The organism is Kitasatospora sp. NPDC094019, from assembly GCF_044764505.1.
GTDB lineage: Bacteria > Actinomycetota > Actinomycetes > Streptomycetales > Streptomycetaceae > Kitasatospora.
Window position 1 is genome coordinate 788,966 of sequence record NZ_JBIWIF010000001.1, and the last position, 22,876, is coordinate 811,841.

General features: G+C 71.7%; 35 protein-coding genes. All 35 read right to left on the minus strand.

Annotated elements, in window-relative coordinates; all coding sequences use genetic code 11:
* Positions 1–3 precede the first annotated feature (3 nt).
* The 35 genes from ACIQ9P_RS03545 to ACIQ9P_RS03715 all read right to left on the minus strand — a co-directional run bounded on the left by ACIQ9P_RS03545 (position 4) and on the right by ACIQ9P_RS03715 (position 22,849).
* Positions 4–666, minus strand: a complete 663-nt coding sequence (locus ACIQ9P_RS03545) for a response regulator (protein ID WP_402348976.1) — start codon at positions 664–666, stop codon at positions 4–6.
* Between the two features lie 4 nt (positions 667–670).
* Positions 671–1,954: a sensor histidine kinase gene (locus ACIQ9P_RS03550; RefSeq protein ID WP_402349856.1), complete on the minus strand. Its 1,284-nt coding sequence runs from the start codon at positions 1,952–1,954 to the stop codon at positions 671–673.
* Positions 1,951–2,784 (minus strand): ABC transporter permease, encoded by an 834-nt coding sequence (locus tag ACIQ9P_RS03555; protein WP_402348979.1) that lies wholly within the window; start codon positions 2,782–2,784, stop codon positions 1,951–1,953. Before ACIQ9P_RS03555 ends, ACIQ9P_RS03550 begins: the two co-directional genes overlap by 4 nt.
* The gene (locus tag ACIQ9P_RS03560; RefSeq protein ID WP_402348982.1) at positions 2,781–3,683 is read right to left on the minus strand and encodes an ABC transporter ATP-binding protein; all 903 of its coding nucleotides are present in this window, start codon (positions 3,681–3,683) and stop codon (positions 2,781–2,783) included. The genes ACIQ9P_RS03555 and ACIQ9P_RS03560 overlap by 4 nt, the downstream gene beginning before the upstream one ends.
* Positions 3,684–4,455: 772 nt before the next feature.
* Positions 4,456–4,848, minus strand: coding sequence for a hypothetical protein (locus ACIQ9P_RS03565; RefSeq protein ID WP_402348984.1), 393 nt, complete (start codon positions 4,846–4,848; stop codon positions 4,456–4,458).
* An 81-nt stretch (positions 4,849–4,929) separates the two neighbouring features.
* A complete protein-coding gene (locus ACIQ9P_RS03570) occupies positions 4,930–5,817 on the minus strand; it encodes a DUF6349 family protein (RefSeq protein ID WP_402348987.1) in 888 nt (295 codons plus the stop codon).
* A gap of 19 nt (positions 5,818–5,836) precedes the next feature.
* On the minus strand, positions 5,837–6,283 hold the full coding sequence (locus ACIQ9P_RS03575) for a hypothetical protein (protein ID WP_402348990.1): 447 nt from the start codon (positions 6,281–6,283) through the stop codon (positions 5,837–5,839).
* The gene (locus tag ACIQ9P_RS03580; protein WP_402348993.1) at positions 6,280–6,555 is read right to left on the minus strand and encodes a hypothetical protein; all 276 of its coding nucleotides are present in this window, start codon (positions 6,553–6,555) and stop codon (positions 6,280–6,282) included. The genes ACIQ9P_RS03575 and ACIQ9P_RS03580 overlap by 4 nt, the downstream gene beginning before the upstream one ends.
* Positions 6,552–7,109 (minus strand): hypothetical protein, encoded by a 558-nt coding sequence (locus tag ACIQ9P_RS03585; RefSeq protein WP_402348996.1) that lies wholly within the window; start codon positions 7,107–7,109, stop codon positions 6,552–6,554. The genes ACIQ9P_RS03580 and ACIQ9P_RS03585 overlap by 4 nt, the downstream gene beginning before the upstream one ends.
* A 66-nt stretch (positions 7,110–7,175) precedes the next feature.
* Positions 7,176–7,592, minus strand: a complete 417-nt coding sequence (locus ACIQ9P_RS03590; RefSeq protein ID WP_402348999.1) for a hypothetical protein — start codon at positions 7,590–7,592, stop codon at positions 7,176–7,178.
* 4 nt (positions 7,593–7,596) lie between these two features.
* The gene (locus ACIQ9P_RS03595) at positions 7,597–8,487 is read right to left on the minus strand and encodes a hypothetical protein (RefSeq protein ID WP_402349002.1); all 891 of its coding nucleotides are present in this window, start codon (positions 8,485–8,487) and stop codon (positions 7,597–7,599) included.
* 319 nt (positions 8,488–8,806) lie between these two features.
* Positions 8,807–9,520, minus strand: coding sequence for a hypothetical protein (locus ACIQ9P_RS03600; protein ID WP_402349005.1), 714 nt, complete (start codon positions 9,518–9,520; stop codon positions 8,807–8,809).
* Positions 9,521–9,673: 153 nt separating this feature from the next.
* Positions 9,674–10,786 carry an N-6 DNA methylase gene (locus ACIQ9P_RS03605; protein ID WP_402349008.1) on the minus strand — a complete coding sequence of 371 codons (1,113 nt, stop codon included), beginning with the start codon at positions 10,784–10,786 and terminating at the stop codon, positions 9,674–9,676.
* A gap of 94 nt (positions 10,787–10,880) precedes the next feature.
* A complete protein-coding gene (locus tag ACIQ9P_RS03610) occupies positions 10,881–11,069 on the minus strand; it encodes a hypothetical protein (RefSeq protein WP_402349011.1) in 189 nt (62 codons plus the stop codon).
* Positions 11,066–11,458 (minus strand): hypothetical protein, encoded by a 393-nt coding sequence (locus ACIQ9P_RS03615; protein ID WP_402349014.1) that lies wholly within the window; start codon positions 11,456–11,458, stop codon positions 11,066–11,068. The genes ACIQ9P_RS03610 and ACIQ9P_RS03615 overlap by 4 nt, the downstream gene beginning before the upstream one ends.
* Positions 11,455–12,114 carry a hypothetical protein gene (locus ACIQ9P_RS03620; protein ID WP_402349017.1) on the minus strand — a complete coding sequence of 220 codons (660 nt, stop codon included), beginning with the start codon at positions 12,112–12,114 and terminating at the stop codon, positions 11,455–11,457. The genes ACIQ9P_RS03615 and ACIQ9P_RS03620 overlap by 4 nt, the downstream gene beginning before the upstream one ends.
* Positions 12,115–12,134: 20 nt before the next feature.
* Positions 12,135–12,488: a hypothetical protein gene (locus ACIQ9P_RS03625; protein ID WP_402349020.1), complete on the minus strand. Its 354-nt coding sequence runs from the start codon at positions 12,486–12,488 to the stop codon at positions 12,135–12,137.
* 77 nt (positions 12,489–12,565) lie between these two features.
* Positions 12,566–12,922 carry a hypothetical protein gene (locus ACIQ9P_RS03630; RefSeq protein ID WP_402349023.1) on the minus strand — a complete coding sequence of 119 codons (357 nt, stop codon included), beginning with the start codon at positions 12,920–12,922 and terminating at the stop codon, positions 12,566–12,568.
* Between the two features lie 51 nt (positions 12,923–12,973).
* Entirely contained in the window at positions 12,974–13,252 is a 279-nt protein-coding gene (locus ACIQ9P_RS03635; RefSeq protein ID WP_402349026.1) for a hypothetical protein, read from the minus strand.
* Between the two features lie 126 nt (positions 13,253–13,378).
* The gene (locus ACIQ9P_RS03640) at positions 13,379–14,506 is read right to left on the minus strand and encodes a PP2C family protein-serine/threonine phosphatase (RefSeq protein ID WP_402349028.1); all 1,128 of its coding nucleotides are present in this window, start codon (positions 14,504–14,506) and stop codon (positions 13,379–13,381) included.
* Between the two features lie 29 nt (positions 14,507–14,535).
* Positions 14,536–14,676: a hypothetical protein gene (locus tag ACIQ9P_RS03645; protein ID WP_402349031.1), complete on the minus strand. Its 141-nt coding sequence runs from the start codon at positions 14,674–14,676 to the stop codon at positions 14,536–14,538.
* A 27-nt stretch (positions 14,677–14,703) separates the two neighbouring features.
* Positions 14,704–15,168, minus strand: coding sequence for a hypothetical protein (locus ACIQ9P_RS03650; RefSeq protein WP_402349034.1), 465 nt, complete (start codon positions 15,166–15,168; stop codon positions 14,704–14,706).
* Positions 15,165–15,737, minus strand: a complete 573-nt coding sequence (locus ACIQ9P_RS03655) for a hypothetical protein (protein ID WP_402349037.1) — start codon at positions 15,735–15,737, stop codon at positions 15,165–15,167. The genes ACIQ9P_RS03650 and ACIQ9P_RS03655 overlap by 4 nt, the downstream gene beginning before the upstream one ends.
* A 29-nt stretch (positions 15,738–15,766) precedes the next feature.
* Positions 15,767–16,069: a hypothetical protein gene (locus ACIQ9P_RS03660; protein ID WP_402349040.1), complete on the minus strand. Its 303-nt coding sequence runs from the start codon at positions 16,067–16,069 to the stop codon at positions 15,767–15,769.
* 82 nt (positions 16,070–16,151) lie between these two features.
* Positions 16,152–16,445, minus strand: a complete 294-nt coding sequence (locus tag ACIQ9P_RS03665) for a hypothetical protein (protein ID WP_402349042.1) — start codon at positions 16,443–16,445, stop codon at positions 16,152–16,154.
* A 177-nt stretch (positions 16,446–16,622) separates the two neighbouring features.
* Positions 16,623–16,916, minus strand: coding sequence for a hypothetical protein (locus ACIQ9P_RS03670; RefSeq protein WP_402349045.1), 294 nt, complete (start codon positions 16,914–16,916; stop codon positions 16,623–16,625).
* 81 nt (positions 16,917–16,997) lie between these two features.
* A complete protein-coding gene (locus ACIQ9P_RS03675) occupies positions 16,998–17,999 on the minus strand; it encodes a hypothetical protein (RefSeq protein ID WP_402349049.1) in 1,002 nt (333 codons plus the stop codon).
* Between the two features lie 18 nt (positions 18,000–18,017).
* Positions 18,018–18,347: a hypothetical protein gene (locus ACIQ9P_RS03680; RefSeq protein ID WP_402349052.1), complete on the minus strand. Its 330-nt coding sequence runs from the start codon at positions 18,345–18,347 to the stop codon at positions 18,018–18,020.
* Positions 18,348–18,400: 53 nt separating this feature from the next.
* Positions 18,401–18,739 carry a hypothetical protein gene (locus tag ACIQ9P_RS03685; protein WP_402349055.1) on the minus strand — a complete coding sequence of 113 codons (339 nt, stop codon included), beginning with the start codon at positions 18,737–18,739 and terminating at the stop codon, positions 18,401–18,403.
* Between the two features lie 91 nt (positions 18,740–18,830).
* Positions 18,831–19,217, minus strand: a complete 387-nt coding sequence (locus tag ACIQ9P_RS03690; RefSeq protein WP_402349058.1) for a hypothetical protein — start codon at positions 19,215–19,217, stop codon at positions 18,831–18,833.
* 69 nt (positions 19,218–19,286) lie between these two features.
* Positions 19,287–19,916 (minus strand): hypothetical protein, encoded by a 630-nt coding sequence (locus tag ACIQ9P_RS03695; protein ID WP_402349061.1) that lies wholly within the window; start codon positions 19,914–19,916, stop codon positions 19,287–19,289.
* Between the two features lie 143 nt (positions 19,917–20,059).
* Positions 20,060–20,431, minus strand: a complete 372-nt coding sequence (locus ACIQ9P_RS03700; protein ID WP_402349064.1) for a hypothetical protein — start codon at positions 20,429–20,431, stop codon at positions 20,060–20,062.
* A gap of 138 nt (positions 20,432–20,569) precedes the next feature.
* Positions 20,570–21,070, minus strand: coding sequence for a hypothetical protein (locus tag ACIQ9P_RS03705; RefSeq protein ID WP_402349067.1), 501 nt, complete (start codon positions 21,068–21,070; stop codon positions 20,570–20,572).
* A 76-nt stretch (positions 21,071–21,146) separates the two neighbouring features.
* On the minus strand, positions 21,147–21,362 hold the full coding sequence (locus ACIQ9P_RS03710; RefSeq protein ID WP_402349070.1) for a hypothetical protein: 216 nt from the start codon (positions 21,360–21,362) through the stop codon (positions 21,147–21,149).
* A complete protein-coding gene (locus ACIQ9P_RS03715; RefSeq protein WP_402349073.1) occupies positions 21,359–22,849 on the minus strand; it encodes a DNA cytosine methyltransferase in 1,491 nt (496 codons plus the stop codon). Before ACIQ9P_RS03715 ends, ACIQ9P_RS03710 begins: the two co-directional genes overlap by 4 nt.
* Between the last annotated feature and the right edge of the window lie 27 nt (positions 22,850–22,876).

Below are 22,876 nucleotides of genomic sequence, written 5' to 3' on the forward strand. Positions count from 1 at the left end.
AGCTTACGGGCGGCCGGTCGGGGTCAGCAGGCCCAGGTTGTAGCCGGCGGCGACGGCCGAGGCCCGGTCCTTGACCCCGAGCTTGGCGTAGACGTGGATCAGGTGGGTCTTCACGGTGGCCTCGCTGATGAACAGCCGGGCCGCCGCCTCCCGGTTGGCGCACCCGGCGGCGACCAGCTCCAGCACCTCCAGCTCGCGCGGGCTCAGCGGCTCCTGGGCCGGCTCCCGGACCGGCTCCCGGACCTGGCCGAGCAGCTTGGCCGCGACGGTCGGCGCGATCACCGAGGCGCCCCGGGCGGCCTCCCGGACGGCGTGGAAGAGGTCCTCCCTGGCGGCGTCCTTCAACAGGTAGCCGGTGGCGCCGGCCCGGACGGCGGGGAGCACGTCGGCGTCCGTGTCGTAGGTGGTGAGCACCAGGACCCGCCCGGGCAGACCGCGCGCCGCCAGCTCGCGGATCGCGGTGACGCCGTCCATCCGCGGCATCCGCAGGTCCATCAGCACCACGTCCGGGCGCAGCGCGGCGACCAGCACCAGCGCCTCGGCGCCGTCCCCGGCCTCGCCGACCACCTCGAAGCCGGGGGCGGCGGCGAACATGCCCCGCAGCCCGTCCCGGACCACCGGGTGGTCGTCCACCAGCAGCAGCCTGATCGTCGTCGCGTCGTCCACGGTCCTACTCCTCCGCGCTGATCGCCGGCAGGGTCGCCGACACCGTCGTCCCGCCGCCCGGCTCGGTCTCCAGGTCCAGCCGCCCGGCCAGGCGTCCGACCCGGCGGCGCATCACGTCCAGCCCGTAGCCGCCGCCGGTGGCCCGGGAGGCCGGCTCGGCCCTCGGGTCGAAGCCGACGCCGTCGTCCCGGACGTCCAGGGTGACCAGCCCCGGCATGTACGAGAGGGTCAGTCCGACCCGCGAGGCCCGGGCGTGGCGGCCGGCGTTGGCCAGCGACTCCTGGGCGATCCGCAGCAGCGTCACCTCGACCTCGGGGTGCAGCGGACGGGCCTCGCCGGTGACGGTCAGCGCGGCGGCGGCGCTGTTGCGCTCGCGCCACTGCTCGACCAGTTCGGCGATCGCCTCCGGCAGCGCGGCCCGTTCGAGCTCCAGCGGGCGCAGCGCGTGCACGGCCCGGCGGGCCTGGGTGAGGCTCTCGCGGGCGAGGCCGACGGCGTTGGCCAGGTGCCGGTCGGCCTCCGCCGCGCTCCGCTCCCGGACCTGCTCCGCGGCCTGGAGCTGGGTGACGATGCCGGCCAGGCCCTGGGCGACGGTGTCGTGCATCTCCTGGGCGAAGCGGCGGCGTTCGTCGGCGGCCCCGGCCTCGCGGGCCTGGACCAGCAGCTGGGCGTGCAGACCGGCGTTCTCGGCGAGCGTCCCGGACAGCCGCCGGTTGGCCTCGGCGAGTTCGGCGTTGGCCCGCTTGCGCTGGCGGCTCAGCCGGTCGGCGACCTCGCTCAGCGCGAGCAGCACCCCGACCACCACCAGGTTGAAGGCGAGCACCGCCAGGAACCCGCCGACCCGTCCCGGAGTCGTCGGCAGCACCCCGCCGGTCTGGGCGAGCGCCGTGGGGACGGCCGCCACCACCGTGCCCGCCACCCGGGCCGGACCCCGCAGGTACTGGCCGGCGTGCAGGTAGCAGCTGAAGGCGAAGAAGCCGTAGAGCGGGTTGTCCAGCACCAGGACGGTGGTCACCGCCAGCAGCCCGAGGAAGTGGGCGACGGCGAACCGCGCCCCGCCGTCGGGCCGGGGCCGGCGGTCCAGCGCCGAGCGCAGCAGCAGCCAGAGCAGGGCGAGCAGCGCGGCCGGCAGGGTGACCCCGACCGACCGCGCGTCGGGCACCGGGACCAGCAGGACCAGGACGGTGGCGATCAGCAGCCCCACGTGGCCGAGCAGCCCGGCAGCGCGGTCCAGCCGCCGCTGCCAGGCTCCGAGCGAACCCTCGTCCGCCGGATCGGCCTTGATCATTCCCACCGGAACAGCCTGGCAGCCGCCGCACCGGCGAGCAGGGCGTACGCCGCGAGTGTGAGCAGCGACACCAGGTGCGGGAACCGGCCGTCCCAGGAGTCCTGCAGGGCCTGCACCGCGGCCCCGCCGGGGGTGAGGTCGCCGATCCGGTTCACCACCTCGGGTGCGAACGCGCGGGGCAGCCAGACCCCGGCGAAGAACATCATCGGGAACAGCGCCAGCGCGCCGGCCGCGTTGCCGGCCTTCGCGGACGGGACGACCGAGGCCAGCAGCAGGCCGACCGAGAGCATCGCGGCGGCGGCCAGCAGATAGGCCAGTGCGAAGCCCAGCGGCTGTCGCGGCAGCCCCACCCCGAGCACCGGCGCGAGCGCCGTCACCAGCAGCATCGAGACGGTGGCGATGCCGAGGTAGAGCGGCAGCAGCGCCCCGAACAGCAGCACCGGGCGGACCGGGCTCGCGGACATCCGGCGCAGCACGCCGCGTTCGCGGTAGGTGGCCAGCAGCGAGGGCAGCCCGTTGAGGCCGAGCATCATCAGGGCGAGGACGGCGAGGATCGGCGCATACAGCTCGACCGTGCTCAGGCCGTGCGCGTCCGGCGAGGGTTCGCGCAGGGCCGGTACGGAACCCAGGACGCCGAACAGGACGACCGGGAAGAGCAGGCTGAAGAAGGCGGTCAGCGGGTCGCGCAGGAACAACCTGGTCTCGGCGACGGCCAGGCGGCGGACGGCGTGGGCGGTGCGGTTCACGGTGGTGGTCCCCTCGGGTGCGGTGGTGGCGGCGCGGGAGCGGTACGGCGCGGACGCCGTTCGGGCCGGGAGCCGTACGGTCACGACTCGTGCCGGGTGAGCGCGAGGTACGCCTCGTCCAGGCCGTGCTCGCGGATCCGCAGGCCGGTGACGACGATCCCCTCGCGGGCCAGCAGTCCGGTGACCCGGTCGGCGAAGTCCCCGGTGCCGGTGACCTCGATCCGGCCGCCCCGCTCCTCCACCGCGGTGACCCCGGGCAGGGCCGCCAGCCGGGCCGGGTCCAGCGGCGCGGTGGGACGGAAGCCGAGGGTGCCGCCGGCCCCGGCGCGGGCGACGAGTTCGGCGGGGGTGCCGGTGGCGACGATCCGGCCGCCGTCGAGCACCGCCGCGCGGTCGCAGAGGGCCTCGACCTCGTCCATGAAGTGCGAGACCAGCACCACCGTCACCCCGTTGTCGCGGATCCGGCGGACCAGCTCCCAGGTGTCGCGGCGGCCCTGCGGGTCCAGCGCGGTGGTCAGCTCGTCCAGGAACGCCACCTCGGGGTTGCCGATCAGTGCGAGGGCCACGAACAGCCGCTGGCGCTGCCCGCCGGAGAGCTTGTCGAAGGGGGTGCGGCGCTGGTCCGCGAGGCCCCACTCGTCCAGCAGCTCCCGCCAGTCCCGCGGGTCGGGGTAGAGCCCGGCGTACAGCTCCAGCGCCTCACCGACCCGCAGCGATCCCTGCAGCTGGGCCTGCTGGAGCTGGACGCCGATCCGGGGCCGCAGCCGGTGGGCGTCCCGGACCGGGTCCAGGCCGAGCACCCGGACCGTCCCGGCGTCGGCCCGGCGCAGGCCCTCGCAGCACTCCACGGCGGTGGTCTTGCCCGCCCCGTTGGGCCCGAGCAGGCCGAACACCTCGCCCCGCTCCACCTGGAAGGAGACGTCCTCCAGTACCTGCCGCCGCCCGTACGCCTTGCGCAGCCCCGCCACCTCGATCACGGCCATGACGCCGCTCCCTCCCCCTCGTTCCGCCCGCCGCGGCCGGGTTCCCGGCCTGCTCCGAGCCTCTCGCGCGGGACCCCGGCGGCGGATCGACCGAACGGTCCCGGTGGCCGGCGGGCGCGGTGGAGGGGGGATCAACCGATCGGTGGACCGGGGAGGGGCGCCGACGCGGGGCGGCGGGGCGGCGACGGGGACGGACCGGGCCGGACAGGGGTCGGAGAAGGGGCTGGCTCGGGCCCGGGGCCCGACGGGGAGGGGTCGGACCGCCGACCGGGGCGGCGGGAGGTCCGGGTGATGCCCACGAGCGGGTGAATTGCGGCGCGTCGTGGCGTGGCGCCGGGCCGGATCCCCTAGGGTCTTCCCAGGCGGGGACCGCCCGCGCGGGCGGGAGAGGTGGGGCGGGTGGGACTCGAACCCACGACCAAGGGATTATGAGACTCCGGGTCACTCGCACCAACCCGCACTCGGCCGCACGCTCCGGCACTCCACCGCAGGTCAGCGGGGTGATAGCGGATTCATGCTGCACCCGTCAGCACTAACCCGCACCGCCGGTCCGTTCCCATGACGTTCCCATCGGCACCCGTCCAGGCCGCCCCTTGAGGGCCGCACGGACGTTGAGCTGGCTCTTCGTACCTGCTCGAAGTGCTCTCCAAGGGAGTCCCTTTCCGACGAAAACGGCTCCACCCCAGCCACTCGGCAGGGTGGAGCCGTTCTCTGCGCACATCGCAAGCTCTACGGTGATCATCGTACGGCGCCGAGCTGGTTCCAGGAAGGGTCACACCCAGTCCGGCTGCTCATGGCGCCCGTCGTAGCAGCAGATTCCGGAAGCGTCCAGAACGCCTGGGCAGGCGCCGCCGCCAGCGTCCTCCTCGCACGGGACCAAGTGGTAGTCGCCGTGCCGGCGCAGCTGGGCGGCCAAGAGCTGCGCGGCTTCATGGAGGTCTGTCCAGGTCTCGGTGGTGTCGTTGTACGGCCAGTAGGCGGCCCTGGTGGTGGCGAAGGCCCGGTGGGCGTCGGTCAGCCGGGGGTCGTGGAGGACCCAGTGGGCGGTGGCCTCGACGAGGTTGGTCAGGTGGACGGTTCGGGGTGGGGTTGTCCGTACGAGCTGTTCGAGCTGGTTGGCGATCTCGTTGGCGGTGGCGTCTTCGCCGGGGAACTTGAAGTACACGGGGACTCCGCAGGGTGGGCGGGTTGATGCCGGGGGTTGGGCCGTCGGCATGCCGGGGGTTGGGCCGTCGGCATGCCGGGGTCAGATGAGTAGTTCCTGCTCGTGGCTGGGCTTGGTCGGCTCGGGGCGGTGAACCTTGACAAGGTAGCCGCCGCCGGGTGCCTGGCCGGCTTCGTGCCACTCGTTGGCAGTGGAGGTCCACACCTTGAGCGGGCCGCCGGTCTCGAACCAGTGCGGCGGGTGGGTGGCGTCTCGGTGGGCTCGGAGGCGGGTGCTGTTCTTACCGCTGGTGGATCGGGGCAGGGTGGGCAGGTCTCGCCAGCCGGGGTGGGTGTGGTCGAGGGCGTCTTCGATGGCCGGGTTCTGGTGTGGGCGGATCGGGCCTTCCCAGGTGCAGGCGAGGCAGGCGCCGCGGCGTTGGGTGCCGGTGTCGAGGTGTCGGCCGAGGTGGGTGGGGGTGTGGCGGTCGGTCGGTCGGGCTGGCTGGATGCCGTTGAAGCCGGGCTTCGCGTAGCCGATCTTCCAGGCTGCGCGGCGGGCGTCGCGCGGGATGGTCTTGGGCAGGGCGAGGTAGGTGTTTTGGCGGGCGATGGCGCCGGAGGCGGTGTGTGCGGTGGTCCAGGCGGTGATGGCTTCGATGCAGGCGGCGGTGTCTTCGGTGATGCCGAGGTTGCCGGGTCCTTGGTAGATCAGGTGGTAGGGGCCTTGGTCGTCGGGGTCGTGGAAGTGGATGGCGCACCAGGATTCGTGGTCTTCGGGTGGGTGGGAGATGTCGGCTTGTTCGGTGATCCAGATGGTGGTGCCGTCGGGCAGGTCGATGCAGATTGCGCGTCCGGCGCTGTTGAGGTTGATGGTGGGGGTGATGCTGGCGGTGATGAGGCTGTCCCAGAGGTGGTGGCCAGCGACGGGTTGATCGGGGTTGTCGGTGCGGGCGGTGATGAGTTCGCGGAGTTGGTCGGGGGTGAGCACGGGTGGGGTCCTTGTCGGCTCAGGTGATGGTGAGCTGTTCGGGTGGTGGGATGAGGTGGAAGTCGGCGGCGGTGAGGAGGGAGCCGCGCCAGATCTGGCGGTGGCCGTCGTGGTGGGTGAGCACGTAGGCGGCGTACTGGCTGCCGGGCCCGTGGATCGGCAGTTCGATGCGGCGGGCTGCGGTGATGGTCCAGATGCCGGTGGGGTTTTGGAGTTGTTCGCCGCGTTGGAGGAGTCGGCCGGGCTGGGTCGGGGTGGGTGGGTTGGAGGTGTGGTGGAGGTAGCGGCCTGTGCAGGGCGGGCAGAGGCGGTCGGTGCGTTCCCAGGGGCGGAAGACGCTGCGTGTGCTGGTGGAGCAGTCGGCGCAGGTTGTTGTGTCGAAGTGCCCGTTGAGTTTGTAGTGGGTGACGCAGGGATGGCGGGTGATTCTGACGGTTCCGCGGTGCTGGGTGCGGGTGGTGATCATGGGGGTCCTTGGTTGGTGGTCGCGTCGGTGTTGTGCTGGGGGTGTGGCTGCCAGTCGGCGGGGGTTCCCCACTGGGTGGTGACGACGTGTTGGGGGCCTCGGCTGCTGGTGTTGGCGAGGAGGAGCCGGACTGCGGGCCGGGTGGCGGTCTCGAAGGTGATGGGGGTGACGGCGAGGATCGGCGCTCCGGTGACGTGGGGGCCGGGGTACCAGCCGTTGGCGGTGCGGTAGTCGGTGGGTCCGGTGAAGGTGTGCTGGGCGGGGCTGGTCATGGTTGGGGCTCCGGGGGTGTGGTGAACAGGCGGTGCTGGTCGGTGATGGGCTGGCAGTTGGCCGGACATGGCGTGTACTTCCAGGGCCGTGGGAGAGGGTCGCGGTGGAACTCGTGTTGCCGGTTGGGGTCGTCGGTGGTGCAGCGGACGGCGAGTTGTCCGCGTGATCCGCAGTGGCGGCACAGGCCGAGGGGGTCGGTGTTGTCGGTGGTGAGGGGGTGGGGGTAGGGGCGGGCGGAGCCGTTGACGGGGTGGCCTGTGTCGGGGTCGATGCGGAAGTAGGGGCTGCGGGGGTGGATGGGCAGGGACCACCAGGGGTGGGTGGGGTTGCTGGTGAGGATGTGCCGGGCGTTGTGGATGGGGTGCTCTTCGTGGTGGAGGTTCGCCCAGCGGACGTACGCCCAGCCGGTGCCTGTGGTTCGGGTGTGGACGCGGGTGGCGTCGCGGGCGTGGGCGCCGGGGATGGCGGGTGCGGCTTGTTCGAGTTCGCGGCGGGTTCGGGCGATGATCACGGGGACGAGGTCGAGCGGTAGGTCGGTGAGGTCGATCTCCACGGTGGTGTCCTTGCCGGGTGTGGGGCGGCCGGGCTGGTGGCGCCCGGCCGCCGGTGAGGGTGGTTGCTACGGGGTGCGGTCGAGGGTGCCTTGGCTGGTGCCGATGTGGGCGGCGACGTGGAGGGCGTCCGGGGAGCCTGTCCAGGTGATGGTTCGGCCGTTGGCGTCTTGGTGGACGGTGAACGCGCTTTCTGGGAACAGGTGGTTGAGCCGGGTGGTGAGTTCGGTGTCGGTCAGCAGGGGTCGGTGGGTGTTGGGGGTGCCGATGCAGCCGGGGTGTCGGCGGCCGTGTCCTCGGCTGGGCCGCAGGTGGCTGTAGAAGAGGCGTCCGGTCCAGTCGCAGCCGTCCCGGCCGCAGGCGAGTTCCCAGTGCACGTCGGAGCCGGGGTAGGGGCTGCGCGGTATGAGTTCGAGTTCGTTCAGCCGGTCGACGGCCTTGGCGGCGGATTCTGCGTTGCGGCGCGTGGTGAGGTCGAGTGGCATGTGATCAGTCCTGGTTCGGCTGGTTGGTGGTGGGTGCGGTGTTCGGCTGGTGGGTGGGGATGCCGTTGCGGAGGGAGGCGTCTTCCGTGAACAGGCGTCGGATCTGGTCGTCTCGGGTGGGCGGGGTGAGGCGGGTGCGGTCCTGGTTGAACCAGTGGCCGTTGGTCCGTTCCCAAATCACTCCGTCGTGGACGACGTGGTCGCCGTCGGTGAACTGCTCGGGCACAGGCGGGTAGGGGGCGGGTGGGAGCGTGTTCGGGGCGATGTGGCGGTGTGCTACGACGGTGACGAGAGTGCTGCCGCTGCATCGCAGGGTCTTGGGGAACTGCCACCAGGTCTCGGGGAGGGCGAGCATGCTGCCGCGCGTGGCGGGGGTGAGGGTGCGCACGGTGCGCTGGTAGTCGCCTCGCCCTCGACGGGCGGTGTGGGTGACCACGGATTCGTGGCCGGTGGCGGTGTGGGTGATGACGTCGCCTGGGCGGAGGTGTCGGGCGGGAAGGTTCATGACGCCGTGGTCGCCGACACGGTGCGCGGGGTGGCGGGCTGTCGGGGAGCTGGGCCAGTTGGTGACGTAGGTGGCGATGGTCTCTGCAAGGGTGGCGACGGCGGCGGTGCGGTTGCTGCGGCGGTCGAGCTTGCGGTCGAAGAGGGTGATCTGCTGTGCGGGGTTGGGGTCGTACGGGCTGCCCAGGTGGTGGATCGCTGTGAGGCCGGTGATGTCGGCGGCAGCTATGTCGAGATTCGAGTCGTAGTCGGAGGTCCAGAGGGCGGTCTTGTCGGGCAGTGCGATGACGAACCAGGAGGACCCTGCGGAGGCATGGCAGTCGGTGGTCGCGGTGATGTTTCGCTGTTTGAGCGCGTCGTCGAGGAGTTGGCCGAAGCTGTTGTCGTTCATGGGTGGTCTTCCTGGTAGGTCGGGTGGCGGGGCTCGCGGGTGGCCCCGCCACCGTGGGGTGAGGTGGGTGCTGTCAGCGGGTGGAGCGGGTCACGGTCTCGTTCGGGCTGTTCAGCCCTGTGCGTGGCGGGCGAGTTGCCGTTTCTCGTGGTGGCGCTGGGCGCGATGGCGGAGTGTCTTCGTGGTGGGGCCGGTGGTGCCGGCGTGGGGTAGCAGGTGCAGCCGTGCCGGGAGAACCGGTAGTTGCGGCGCTGGTTGGGTTGGCGGCGGCCAGTAGTTGGGCCGTGTTCCGTCCCTCGGAGGGGTGGTGGGTCGGCGGTCAGCTCTTGGTGGTTGCCTGGGTGGCCGTCTTGCGGGCTCGGGGCTTGGCGGCGGTCTTTGCCGGGGTGGCCTTGGCGGTCCGAGCGGTCGCCTTCTTCGCCGAGGCGGGTGCGGGGGCGGCGTCGGCCTTCGGGGCGGTGCGCTTGCGGCTGGTGCGGGCGGGCTTGGCCTCGGGGCCGGGCTCGGCGGCGCCCTTCGGGCTGGCGGGCTGCTCGGGCCTTGCGGGCGCTGCTGCCGGTCCGGTGTTGGCGGTGGCCGGGTTCGGCTCGGCGGCGAGGTCGGCACCCGTCGACTGGCGCTGGTCGTCCGCCCCCTCGGTGGTGCTGTCGGTGGTCTCCCACGGCCGGTGACCGAGGTAGTGCGGCTTGTTGTCGAAGACGGGTAGGAGGTCTCGCGCGAGGGTGTCGTGGATGATCTCGGCGGGGTCGCCGTCGAGTCCGCCGAGCTTCAGCACGGCGTGGTAGCTGTGGCCGGGGCGGAGGGGGCCGGGCTTGCCGTAGCCGGGCGAGCCGGAGCGGGTGCCGGGGGCGGTGATCCACAGCTGGAGGGTCGCGCCGTCGGCGGTGACCCGGGCGCCGATGGTGCGGCCTTCGGGGGTGGCGAGGAACTGGGTGTTGTGGTGGCCGTCGGGGTGCTGGGCGGGGGTGTATCGGTCGAGGCGGTCGGCGAGGTGTTCGAAGGCGGTGGCCAGGGTGGATGCGGTGAGGAACATGGTCGGCTCCTTGGCGGGTGGGTTCGCTGGGCGACCCCCACCCAATTAAGTTCTTTTTATACTCATTCTTGGTGGACTCAAGGACGCACTCCGACCCGGTTTCCCCGATGGATTTTCGTTACTTCCCGGATCCCCGAGCGCACGCCCTTGCCCTTATGTATTTATTTTATACTCATTCATGGCATGGGTCAACTCCCCCGGGACCCCCTCGGCGAGCACCTCGCCGAGAAGGCGCTGCGTCTGCCCCACCGCGTGAGCCAGGGCCGCGGCACCCACCAGGCGGTCGCGGTGCTCGAAGATGGATGCCTTCTCCTCCAGCGCCCGGCGCTCCGTGTCGCCTTGAGCGAGGGTGTCCCCGCGCCAGACCGTGGTGTGCGGCCCGAGGTCCCACAGCAGCATGTTCACGGCCGCGCCCGCCGCGGCGATCGGGTCGAGGTCGCACAGGTGCCAGCGGCACACCCGCGGGTCGATGTCGTGCTCGCGCATCAGCTGGGCGACGGCGCGCACCAGCCCGCCGGTGCCGGCGGCGGGGTCGCACAGGGAGAACCCGGGCCCGACGTCGGAGCAGTCACCGAGCTGCATCCGGGCCATCAGCTCGCACACCTCCGGCGGGGTGTGATACTCGCCAAGTCCTTCGCGGGCGCCGTGGCTGCGCAGGCCGGTGATCGTCCAGGACATCAGGTCGCACTCGGCGAGGTCGTAGGGGTCGCTGGAGCCGGTGATGGTGAGCAGGCCGTTGGTGATCGCGGCGTCGGCGACGGCCCGGACGCAGCCGAGCATGTGCGTGTCAAGGTGCTCGTCCAGCCAGCTGGCGACCGGGGCTGCCCGGTGGACCAGGTCCGGGCGCTTGGTCCACCAGTAGGCCCAGCACTCGCGCATCATCTGGACGAGGTCCTTGGCGTCGAGGCCGAGCATCCAGTCGGCCTGCAGGGGCGCGTCGGGGCCTTTGACCGGCCACAGGGAGAGTGCGGCGACCACGCCGACGGGTATCTCCATCCGGCTGCCGCCGTGCCGGTTGTGCCAGGCGCCGGTCACGGATTCGGCAACGCGGCGGGCCGCCTCGTGCGGGTTGGTTCCCTGGGGCACCGGGAAGCGGCGCAGCTTCGGCTTCGCCGCCGGCTTCTGCGCGGGCGGCGCCGGTGGCACGGCCGGGGGCAGGGGGACGTGCGGGCGGGGCTCGGCCTTTGGCAGGAAGTAGCCGTCGTCGTCCTCGTCGTCTGCGGTGGCGGCGGGTGCGAACAGGTCCAGCTGACCGGTGGACTTCATGACGGTTTGTCCTCTTCGTGGGCATGAGAAGGCCCGGCCGGTCGCGTGACTGCGACCAGCCGGGCCGCGGGTGGGACTTCGGGGAGGGCGGAGGTCAGTCCGCGCCGGGCGCCGGTGCGGTGTCTCCGAGGCACTGCGCCTCGGTCTCGACCAGGTGGCGGGCTGGTGCGGTCGCGAAGGCGCGGGTGGCCTGGCCGTCCGCGCGGAGCCGTGCCGCGAGGGAGTGGACCGCGGCGTCGGCGCGCTCGCAGCCGGGGCCGTTCAGGTGGGTGGCGGCGGTCACTTCGCGTTCGGGTCCGGGCATGGCGCCGGTGAGGCCGGGCCAGTCGTCGAACACGCTGCCGCGCCCGTATCGGCGGCCGTGGCCGGCTTCGGCCTGCTCCGGGGGCCCTGGGAGTGCGCCCGGTCCAGGGTGTGCAGCAGGTGGGCGGCTGCGCGGCCGTATTGCCCGCTGAGGTGCAGCGCGCTGTACGTGAAGACCTCTACGACGGCGGCGTCCGCGAGACGGTCCCGGTACTGCTCAGCGGTCAGCCCGCGCAGCGCGTCGGGCCGGTGGTCGTAGCCGCTGGCGACGACGGCGTCCGTTGCGGCGCGTGCCGCCGTCTCTACCTGTTGGGTGAGGCGCAGTCGGACGGTCTCGGCGTGCAGCGCGGCGTCGAGTGCGGGGGTCATCGGCGGCCCTTCGGGCTGGTGAGCACGCTCAGGACGTTCGGGTGGCCGGGGATGTCGCGGTCGTCGTCGTTGAAGGCGTCCAGGACGGCGATGGCCCGCTCGTAGGCCGACGGGATGGAGTGGGCGTTCAGGACGAAGGCAAGGCCACCGGTGGCGGCGATCTCGCACGCGACGTGCGGACCAGGGTCGCCCTGGCGGATCTGCTCGATCTCCAGGTCGCTGCTGAGGACGACGGTCCAGCGCGGAGCGTCGGTGAGCGGCCGGTGCTCTGCGCAGTCGGCGCAGCCGCTGGGCGGGCGGTGGTAGTCGTCGATCCGGGCGAGGAGGTAGGCGGCGACCTCTGGCGGGGCGTCGGCGGCGGCGTTGCTGGTCGCTTCGGCCCACGAGTGGGGACGCGCCGCGCTGACCGGGCCGGAGTCGAGGGCGTGGATGTGCAGGCGCGGCTCGGCGGCGTTGAACGGGATCGGGGTCCGGGTGACGAGGCGGCCGTCGAGGTAGCCGTGCAGGTAGGTGGCCCCCGCGATGGAGTTGCGGTCGATGACGAGGTCGATCCGGCCCGGGTGGCCGTCGATGGCCGCCGTGATGGCGGCGAGGGTGGCGGTCTCCGCGAGGGTGTCGGCGGTGGCGCGGGTGACGGTGGGTTCTGGGGTGCTCATCGGGTCCGTTTCCGGGGGTTTCAGCGGTGCTGCTGGAGGGTGGTGAGGAGGTGCCGCTCGACGGTGGTGGCGAGGAAGTCGACGTGGCGCAGGTCGCCGCGCAGGCGCAGGGCTTCGTGGAACAGGTCGTCGTAGTGGAAGTGCTGTGCGAGGTCGAGGTAGTGGTCGAGGGTGAAGCGGCGCATGTCGGGCAGTCGGTGCGCCCAGGAGACGGTGATGGCGTGTTCGAGGAGGTTCGCGGCGTCGAGGACGAGTTCGGGGGATGCGTCGTGGCCGACGATCAGGACGACGACGGCGGGAAGGTGGTGTTCGGGGACGAAGGCGAGTTCTTCGGCGAGTGCGCTGGCGGGGCTGGTGATGATGACGACGGTCATGGTGTGCGGGACCTTTCGGGGTTTCTGGTGGGACGGGGCCCGGCCGCCGGCGGGCGGCCGGGCCGGTGGCGGCGTGCTCAGGGGTTCAGCTGCGGGTCCGTGACCAGTGCAAGGGCGACGTCCCCGGCCAGGTCGCCGATGCGTCCGAAGTTTCCGCGGAGGTCGATGGCGCGCCGGTACAGGTCGGCGTAGTAGCGGTCGCGGACGAGGTCGTGGAACTGGAGGAAGGTCAGGGCCCGGTAGTCGTCGGTGCGGCTTCCCCAGGCCACGGAGATGGCGTGCTCGACCAGGCCGAAGGCGTTGGAGGCGACTTCGGCTCCGAGTAGGGGGGTGGTGGTGATGATGTCGAGGACGGCGAGCTGGTGGTGCTCGGGCCCGCGGACCTCGATGATGCCGATGCTGCCGCTGGGGCTGTGCTCGATGTCGATGCTCATGGTGGTGTCCTTCGTGGTGGGGCCCGGCCGGTTGGCCGGGCCGCGGGTGAGTCAGGCGGTGAGGTAGTCCAGGACCGCGAGGCTGAATCCGGTAGGCAGGGCCAGGGGTCCGGCGTCGCGGCTGGTGGCGTATGCCTCGGCGATGTCGAGGGCGTCGAGGACGGCGGCCTCGCGGTCGGGCCGGCCGAGGAGGCGGGCGACGGAGTCGAGGGTGAGGGCGGCGGCGGAGAGGGTGAGGCGGTGGATCTCCTGGTCGGCGCGGGCGGCGCGGGAGCGGGCGAGGCTGGCGTAGTAGCGGGCCTCGACTGCGGCGGTGATCAGCGCGTTCACGTGGTTCCTCCCTGCTCGGTCGGGGGCCCTTCCCCCTCCCTCATGTATTTATTTTATACTCATTAAGGGTGGGGGTCCACTCCTCCGGAAACTTCTCAGTAGGTGAAACTCTCGCGTTTGCGCAGGTCAGAGTGACGGAAGGGCGACAACGAGGGCGGTGGCGTTGTCGGCGCGCTCCTCCCCATCCACGGCGAGGCTGTTCGCCCGCGACGCCTCCACCGCGTCCCGCACCAGGACCTCGGCCGCGCTCTTGGCCGGGTACAGGTCCAGGATCGTGACCGGATAACGGTCGACCCCGCCGGGCAGCGCATTCGGATCCCCGTCCGCCACCTGCGCATACGAGCCGTCGGTGCACAACAGCAGCACGTCGGCGCCATTCCGGCGCACGGTGCGCTCCCCGATCTCCCCGTACCCGAGTTCGGACAGCAGCAGATTGTGGTCCCACCGGTCGACGGGGACCCCTCGCGTCCGCTTCATCTGCGCCATGTTGTGGTCGGCGGTCAGCAACTCGCCCCGGCCGGAAGGGCTCAGAAGGTAGGCGCGGGAGTCCCCCACCCAGGCCACGTCCACCTCCTGCCAGTCCGGGTGCCAGGTTGCGACGACTGCCGTCGCCGTGGGATCGGAGTCCGCCCCGGACCGCGCGGGCCAGTGCGGCATCTGCGCCCTGACCATCCGGATCGCATCGCCCGCAGAACCGGTGGCAGCAGCGAGGCGGGCCAGCTCGGGTGCGGCATCCCGAACGAACGAGGCCACGTCGGCCGTGTCGCCCACCCCGTCGCACACAACGAACGCCCATACCCCGCGCGCCCGGTCACGGTGGACGGCGAGCGCATCGCACTGCATCTTCCGCAGGCCCTGAAGCTGCGCGCCGGCCACGACCGGCCCATCCGACGGCACCCACAGCGTGGATTCGGCCTCACCGGCCAGTCGGCGGAGCTCCTCGCGGTTCAGCATCGAGTAGAGGTCGTCCGGGCCGCGGCGGCCGGTGACGAGCACGGTCCCCCGGAAGAACGGGGCGCGGCCCCCGCTGGCGAGGCCGGTCCACAGCTGCTGCCCGTACCGGTTCACCTCCTCCTCGAACGGCCGGTTGCCGCTGTGGACGACGTACCGACCCAGAGGCAGCGAGGAGTAGCCGGGACCGAGATTGCGGTGCAGTAGCGCCCGCTGCTCCTCAACGCCGGGCGCGAGGAACGTGGTACTGATCTCGTCCTGAACGCCGTCCGGATCGACGGCGAACGCGAAGGTCTGATTCATGATGGAACTCTCTGTTTCGGGCGGGCTGTTCAGTGCCCGCTGACGGCCCACTGGTGGGCGTAGACGCAGTCCTCGCAGCACAGGTCCTCGCCGATCAGGTCGACCGGGTCGCCCCGTTCGACGGTGATCGCGCAGCGGGCGCAGCGCAGGGAGCGCAGGGCGATGAGCACGGGGTTTGGTCCTTGATGCGGGGCGGGCTAGCAGGCTCGTGAGCCCGGGCGTGTCCGCCATTGCTGGTCGTAGACCTGGTGCCACGGGCGCAGGAGGGTCATGACGGCGTGCGAGTCCGCGAGGAGTGCCATGCCGGCGATCCCTTCGATGGCGGTCCGGGCCAGGTCCTCGCGGGCGAGACCGGGGCTGATGCTGCGCCCGGTGAGATGCGGGCCGGGGTTCTCGCGCCAGGCGATCCACTCGGCGGACGGGCAGTTCACCCTCCACAGGGTGCGGATCTCCACCGTGCCGAGGATGTCCTGGTCCGTGGTCCAGCCGGGCAGGGCGTACAGGAACGCCGGACACCCGTCCTCGCCGATGTGCGGAATGCAGTCCCGGGCGTCACTCAGATACCAGGAGGCGTCCCGGGCTGCGTCGCCCGGATCGGAGCCCGCCTCACCGCCCCAGCGTTCGGCGTCGAACGTGACGTGCAGGTCGATGCGGATCTTCACCACTCGCGGGGTTCGCGGATCTCGGCCCGCATGGTCTTGACGAACTGCTCGATGGCCTCGTACTGCTGCGGGCGCAGGTCGGTGGTCCGGCCGTCCCCGTCGGCGGGTCCCATGAGGAGTACGGGCCCGCGCAGGGAGCGGGCCAGTCCTCGGTGCTGCAGGACGTCGATGACGGCGTCGGCGTATCCGTTCACGGGCAGGGTGGAGCTGTCGGCTCTCACGGCGATGCCGATCACCGGGGTTCCGTGTACGCAGGTGACGCTGTCGGGGCCGATGGAGACGGTTCCGCCGAGGTGATGCTCAGCCTCGGCCCGCCGACCAGGTTCGTCGGCGGGCAGGTTCACCACCCGGGTGGTGCCCATGTCCGTGATCAGGAGGGCGTTGGGCGTGGCCCGTGTGATCTCGTGGCCGCCATAGAGATACGGTCCGCGGTTCACTCCGGCGTCGAGGAGAACATAGTGCTGGCCGCTCGGCGACCTGCGGGCAAGCACGATGGTTCCGAAGCTTCCTGCCAGGGTGCCTGCGGTGATGAGGACCCGACGTTCGTGACTTGGTGCGGCGAAGGACATGGTGACGGCTCCTGGGTGAGGGCAGGTGTTCAGCAGGTTTCGGCGGGCGGGTATTCGCCCGGGGCGGGCTCGGCGTCGGTGTCGTAGAGGTGCTGGACTCGGGCTGCCGCGGCTGCACGTGTGGGCGCGATGACTCCGTAGGACTCGAAGCCCTGGGCGAGAAGGCGCTCGGTCAGGGCGTTGCTGGCGTCCGCGCAGAGGGGTTCGGGCGTGACCCGGGCGATGGTCATCGCGGAGGCTTCGACGTGGATGGCTACGCGCCATCCAGTGGGCTGGTCGACGATCGGGATCGGGGCGATCAGGACGGTGGCGGCGATCAGGCGCAGGAGCACAGGGATTCTCCGGACGTCGGCTTGATTGGAGGGCCGTGAGCCCGGGGGCCGCCGGCGGGCGACCCCCGGATTGGGCGGGGTCTCAGGCGACCGGCGGGAACCAGACCTCGATCAGGTCGAACACGACCTTGAAGGCCGCCTCGGAGGCATCGGCGGCGCGGACCGCCCCGGAGACCGTGTCCACGTGCGCCTTCTTGGCGTCGAGGAGGGTGAAGTCGACCTGCACCAGACCCTGGACCGCCGGTCCGAACGCGATCTTCACGGTCCGCTCGTCGTCCGGAGTGACGTCCACGTACACGGAGTTGAGGATGGCGCGGGCCTGGATGCCCGGGTTGTGGATCAGCGCAGCGGTCTCACGGGCGATGGTGTCGAACATGTCGAAGCCTTTCTCATGAGGGGGGCGCTCCCCCCTTCTCTTGGTTCTATCTTATACTCATTGAGTGCCGGAGTCCACTCCTCCGGAATCTCAACTCCCGCAGCTCTGAGGCGAATCCACACCCCAGCCCCGAGGCCCGGGGGCCGCCGGCGGGCGGCCCCCGGATTGGGCGGGGTCTCAGGCGACCGGCGGGAACCAGACCTCGATCAGGTCGAACACGACCTTGAAGGCCGCCTCGGAGGCATCGGCGGCGCGGACTGCCCCGGAGACCGTGTCCAGGTGCGCCTTCTTGGCGTCGAGGAGGGTGAAGTCGACCTGCACCAGACCCTGGACCGCCGGTCCGAACGCGATCTTCACGGTCCGCTCGTCGTCCGGAGTGACGTCCACGTACACGGAGTTGAGGATGGCGCGGGCCTGGATGCCCGGGTTGTGGATCAGCGCAGCGGTCTCACGGGCGATGGTGTCGAACATGTCGAAGCCTTTCTCATAAGGGGGGCGCTCCCCCCTTCTCTTGGTTCTATCTTATACTCATTGAGCGCCGGAGTCCACTCTTCATTTCTCCTCCTCCCCTTCCTTGCGCGGAAGGTAAGGCCGGTGGTGGATGTCGACCACCACGACGGTCCCCTCATCCCCCGCGCCCGGGTGCGCACCATCGCGGGCGAGTATCCCGGCGGCCTCCTTAGGGCTGTCGGAGCGCCACAGGATCTCCCCGACGTGGTGCGCGTCCAAGGCGTGCAGCATCGCGCCGTCGGTGGCCAGCGCCAGCCACGCCGTTGTCCGCTCCGGAACCTCGCGGTAGGCGACCGGTCCGAGTGGCCCGGCATGGACGTCCTCGTCGGCAGTGAGCCCGAGGGCGCGGGCGCCCGTGCCCACGGGTAGACGGAATGCCTGGTTGGATCCGAACCAGGCCAGGCGCACGACGTCGCTCTCCGGGTCGCCCCAGGTCGCGACGATGGCGCTGAGCGGCATGCCGCGCCCCTCCCGCGCCTCCGCTCCGGCAGCGCGCAGCCGACGCCAGACCGCGCCCAGGGGATCGCCGCCCCTGGCTGTTTCGGAGGCCAGCCGTGCGGCGTGGTGTGCGGCGACGCCCGCCCCGCCGGTCCGGCCGTCGCGGGCGTCGCACAGGGCAAGGGCCCACCGCCCCGTTCTCGGGTCGCGGAAGACGCTGTGGGCGTCCGAGCCCGCGTGCACGTGGCTCGGGGTGCTGGCCGCGCTCAGGTCGCACCGGCGGCGCGGCGCCAGGGGCGCGCGGTGCGCGGCGCCCTGGATCGCGTGGATGAGGTCCCGGTCCAGCGGGCGGGGCTGGGTGTCAGGGTGGCGGCCAGTGAACAGGACCGGGCCACGGAGCATCGGCGGGGCGCCGGAGCCGGCCAGGGTGGCCCAGATGTGCCTGGCGACGTGGTTGACGGCCGGGGTGTAGCCAGGTGCCGGAGTGTGGACGAGCAGGTGCCCGAGGGGCGTCGTCAGGGTGGGACCTGGGGCGGCGAATCGGGGGTCGCGGACCAGGCGGACGGCGCCGTCGACGGCGACGCGAACGGCGAACACGCTGTTCATGGGGGGCGGCCCCGGTGGTCAGTGGCCGAGCTGGTCGGCGACGGCGCCGAGGACGGCGATGGCGGTATCGATGTGGTGCAGTGCGGCAGCGTTGTCGTGGGCGGCGGTGGCCGCGAGGGCGAAGGTGGCCGTGAGGACCGGTTCCGGGATGCCGGACAGCCATTCGCGATAGGAGGCGTTGCCGAGCTGCTCCCAGGCGCCGTGAGTCGCGCTCTCGGCGATGGCGGCGGCGTAGGCGGCGGCGAGGGTGTCGAGGCCGTGGCGGTGGGCGATGCCGGAGGCCAGCGGGCCTAGGTCGGCGGAAGTGAGCAGGTCGGGCACATCGGGGTCGGTCAGGACGTGGGGCATAGGGCTCCCTTCGGGTGGGGTGGCCCCCGGGGTCGGCGGGGGCCACGGGTCGGTCAGTTCCGGTCGAGGCGGGGGTCGGTGGCGAGCAGGCCGAGGGTGAGGCGGGCGACGCGCAGGTGGGTGCGCCCCTCGATCGGACTGCGGACGGACCGGGCGGCGCCGTCGGCGAGCAGGAGCAGCAGGGCAGGGCTGACGTCGGCGAGCCAGTCGGTGAAGCCCTGGTCGCGGCAGATCTGGGTCCAGGCGTCGCGGACGGCGCTGGTGGCGATGTCCGCGGCGATGGAGGCTTCATCGGCGGCGAGGTCGTACTCCTGGCCGATCCAGGAGTCGAGCGTGCCGGCGAGGATCCTGGCGTGGAGGTCGGTGGGGCGGGCGGTGGCGGTGGCGGTCATGGCGTGTCCTGGGTTCGTTTGGCGGGGTGGGTGGTTGTCGTGGAGGGCGGGTCGCGCCGGCCGGGTGCGGATTCCCGGCCGGCGCGGGTGGTCAGGCGGTTCGGCTCTCCCACTGGGCGAAGATCGCGGCCCATTCGGCTTCCTGTGCTGCGGCTGCGGCTGCGAGGCGGGCGGGGTGTGCGGCGGCAATGGCTTCCAGGCGGGCGATCTCGTCGTGGTGCTCGGGTGTCCAGCGCAGGACCAGGCCGTCGCCGGGGTTGGCTTCGTGCTGCACGAATGCGTCGTATGCGGCGTCGGCGGTGAAGTGGCCGGTCGACAGCCACCAGAACGTGTCGCGGTCGTAGTCGACGTCCCAGTCCTGGTCGTAGTCGTTCGGGTCGCCGTCGGGCTCCCAGTGCCCGGTGAAGCTGTAGAAGCCGATAGACCAGGTACCTCGCTCGTTCTGCCAGCTGACGTTCTCGCGGTGCAGGCTCATCATGGGTTCCTCTCCTCGGCCTTATAGTTTTATTTTATACTCATTATTGGAGGGCGTCCAGTTCGCCGGGGCTCAATTTCCTTCGAGAGATACCGACTTGTGGGCAAGGGAGTCGCCGGGGCGGTCCGGCCAGGCGGCGCCTGCGAGTGCCCTCCGGTGCTGCTCCGGCAGGGCGACAGCCGGCCGACCGAGCCAGTCGCGGCCCATGTGAGCCAGGGTGCAGGCGTCGGCCTTGTCGTACCGCCCGGCCCCCTCGCACTCCAGGCCGAACCTGGCCGCGACGGCGTCGCGCACCATCCCCTTCGACACCCGCGCCCGGACCTCCTTCGGGTGCTCCTTCGCCGGGTTGGCGACTCCGCAGGCATAGATCTTCAGGGCGGCGGGCGGGACCTGCGCGTACGGGATTCGGCGCCGCCACAGCTCCTGGGTGACCATCCACCACAGTCCGGCGAGTTCGTGGTGCCCGGCCTGCGCGCCGTGGCCGTACGCGGCGCCTTCGACGACGACCAGGTCCGCGCGCCGAACGCGTTCGGTGATCTCCCGCAGGTGCCAGTCCAGGCGGCCGTGGCCGCGCAGACCGGTCTTCGGGCGCAGCGCGTCGGCCCAGTCGACTCCGGCGATGCCGGTGGAGGTGAGGGACAGGTCGAGGCCGATGACCAGGGGGACGGCGTCGCCGGCGACCTCGGCGGTGGTGGTGCTCATCGTGGGGTTCCTTCTCGTGCGGGGCCGCGGCCGGTCCCCATCCCGGGCCGCGGTGTCGTGTTGTGGCAGTGGCGGGGCGCAGGCGGGCGCACCGTCCCCGGCGTGCGCCGGGTGCCAGCACGGTGCGTGCCTGCGCCGGCCAGCTACCGGTTGTTGAGCAGTTCCAGGAATTCGCCGAGTTCGGAGAGCCCGTGGATCGGGTCACGGTGCCCGCCTTCGGGGCACGGCCGGTGCAGCTCGAACGTGGTGGTGGTGCCGTCCTGGTCGCCTGCCCAGCGCAGGTACCAGTTCGGGGTGCCGTACAGGTGGGCGCGGGCCGCAAGGTGCTCGCGGGCGGCGGTGAACGTGTGCTCCCAGCCGAGGCGTTCGGCCGGGTTGGCGCCGAACGTGTTCTCCGTGTGGCGGTGGGCGTAGCGTTCCGCTGCGGCGGCCTCCACCCGGTTGTCGTGGCAATCTTCCGTTCGCTTCTCGGCGAGGGCTGCGGCGGCCAGGTCGGCCAGGGTCGGTTCGTGCATGGGGGCTCCTGTGGGGATCTGCTGGGTGGTGTGGGTCGGTGTCGGCGGGGGATGGTGGGGAGCGGGAGCGCACCCCGGACGGGGGCGGGCACGCCCGCCCGGGCGCGGCAAGCACGAGGGCCGAGGGCCTGGGGCCGGTCACGGGACCGCCAGGAGGTGTTGGCCGGTGCACGCGTTGGAGACGGCGGGAACCGCGTTGGCCAGCTGCACGATCTGTTCCGCCTCGGCGTCGACGGCGGCCAGCTGCTCCACTGCGGCGGCGAAGTCCGCGGCGTCCCGGCATGCCTCGCAGGGCTGTTCGCCCGCGGTGTGGTGCAGGTCGAGGCCGTCGGCGGTGCCGCACTTCGGACGGGGCTTGCCGGGCAGTGGCAGGTCTTCGTCGTGGACGCCGTCGGCGGTGGCGATGACCTCGCCGTCGAGCCACAGTCGGCCGCCGCACACGCCGTCGAACTTGGTCGGATGCGGCCGCACCTGGCGTATGCACTGGGCGCGGTGCGGACACGGGGTGCAGCTCGGCAGGACCGGCTGGCAGGTTTCGACCAGGTTCTCCTTGGTCTTCCAGCCTTCGGCGGGGCTGTACCGCGGGTCGCTGAAGCAGCCGGGCATGAACAGGTCGGTGTCGGGAAGGGCGGTGAACACGAGTTGGGGTCTTTCTCGGCGATGGGGCAGCCAGCCGCGCCCGGCTGGACCGGGCGGGCGGGCGGCGGCGGTGGGGTCAGGGGGTGGCGCGCCGGTGGAGGCGCAGCAGGGTGAATCGGCGGTGGGGGTCCCAGCAGACGCAGGTGACGTGCCGGTCGAGGGGTGGGCCGCTGTCCCAGCCGCCGGCGCCCTCGCAGAACCGGCACGCCGGGTCGGGGGCCTGCGCGAGGACCAGGGACCGGCGTGGCGGCGGGTCCAGGCGGAACCGCCACCTGGCCCGGGGGCCGGTCACAGGACCTCCAGGAGACGCTGGCCGATCCACTTCGCGACGTTCACCGACACCGCGTTGCCGGCCTGCATGGTCTGCTCCGCGCCGGTGCCCAGCACGATGTAGCTGTCGGGGAACCTCTGCCCGGCCAGCTGCTCGCGGGGCTTCAGCATCCTGAACCAGGAGTCGGCGACGGACTCGGCGGTGACGACGACGGCGGCGGAGTCCCGGGTGGACAGGGTGTGCAGCGGCATTCCGGTGTGCTTGGCGGTGCCCTTGCGGTAGGGGATGACCAGGGCGTTGCGGTCACGCGGGTCGACCCGGCCGCCCGGCAGGACGAGCCCGTGGTGGTTGCCCTGCGCGCTGACGGTGGAGATCGGGCCGTGCACCGGGGAGGTGGTCGCGTTGTTGCGGAACTCCACGATGTAGGGGGCTGGCGTGAGGAGGGCTTCGGACTCGCGGGTGGTGCGGGTGCGCAGCGGCCCGGCGGCCGGGTAGGGATCGGTGTTCCAGGTGCCTCCGGTGGGCACGATCAGCGCCTCGCCCTGCTTGGTGGAGCGGGTCGGCATGGGCCGGTCCGTCAGCGCGTATGCCCGGTCGCCGCCGTCCTTGCCGTGGGTGAGGGTGACGGAGTACGGCTCGTGCGGGTACTTCGCCAGCCCGGCGCGGATGCGGTCCATCGTCGTCTTGGCGAGCGGCTTGGTGCGGGAGCCGATGCGCTGCCCGAGGTCGGACCAGTCGATCGCGGCCGACGCGGGCCGCACGTAGGGCTCGACGATGGCCCGGTTGCAGCGGGTGTTGGGGCAGCGGTAGTCGTACTGCCTCGCGTACTTCCCGATGGTGGTCTTCGGGTCGCGCCATGTCTGCACGGCGTTGACCTGCTCGGAGCAGGTGAAGCACCAGGCTGTCGGCGACGGGGTGAGGTTCGGCTTGCGCATGCCCCGGCGTGTGAACGTGATGTAGATCCGGTCGCGCCACTGCGGGGCCCGCAAGTTGCCGTCGTCGCCGACGTGGGCCGAACTGACGGAAGTGACCTGGTAGTTGTAGCCGAGAGCCTTCATCGCGGCTATCCACTGCGGGAACAGGATCCAGTCGCTCGCGAACTCGACGACGTTCTCCACGACGATCGCCTTGTAGCGGTGGACTTCTGCAGCCCGCACCACGCACCAGGCGGTGACGCGGGTGCGTTCGAACGCGTCGGTGGGCAGGGACTTGAAGGAGTCGTCGCCGTCGAGGAGGTCGCACTGCGCGCTCTCGCGGCGGCGCCCGCCGGCGGGGCTGATCTCGGTGCAGATCACGCTCGCCCACAGCACGTCGGCCTTCGGGAGGTAGCGCATCGGCATCGCGGAGACGTCGATGCACAGGTGGTCGGCAAGGGGGTGGTTCGCGGCGTGCGTGGCGAGCGCCAGCTGCCAGTGGTTGACGCCGAGCTTGAGTTCGAGTCCGGCTTCACCGAGACCTGTGCTGGAGCCGCCGGCTCCGCACAGGAAGTCGATCACGGTCGGGGACATCGGGGGCTCCTCTCAGTTCTCGTCGTC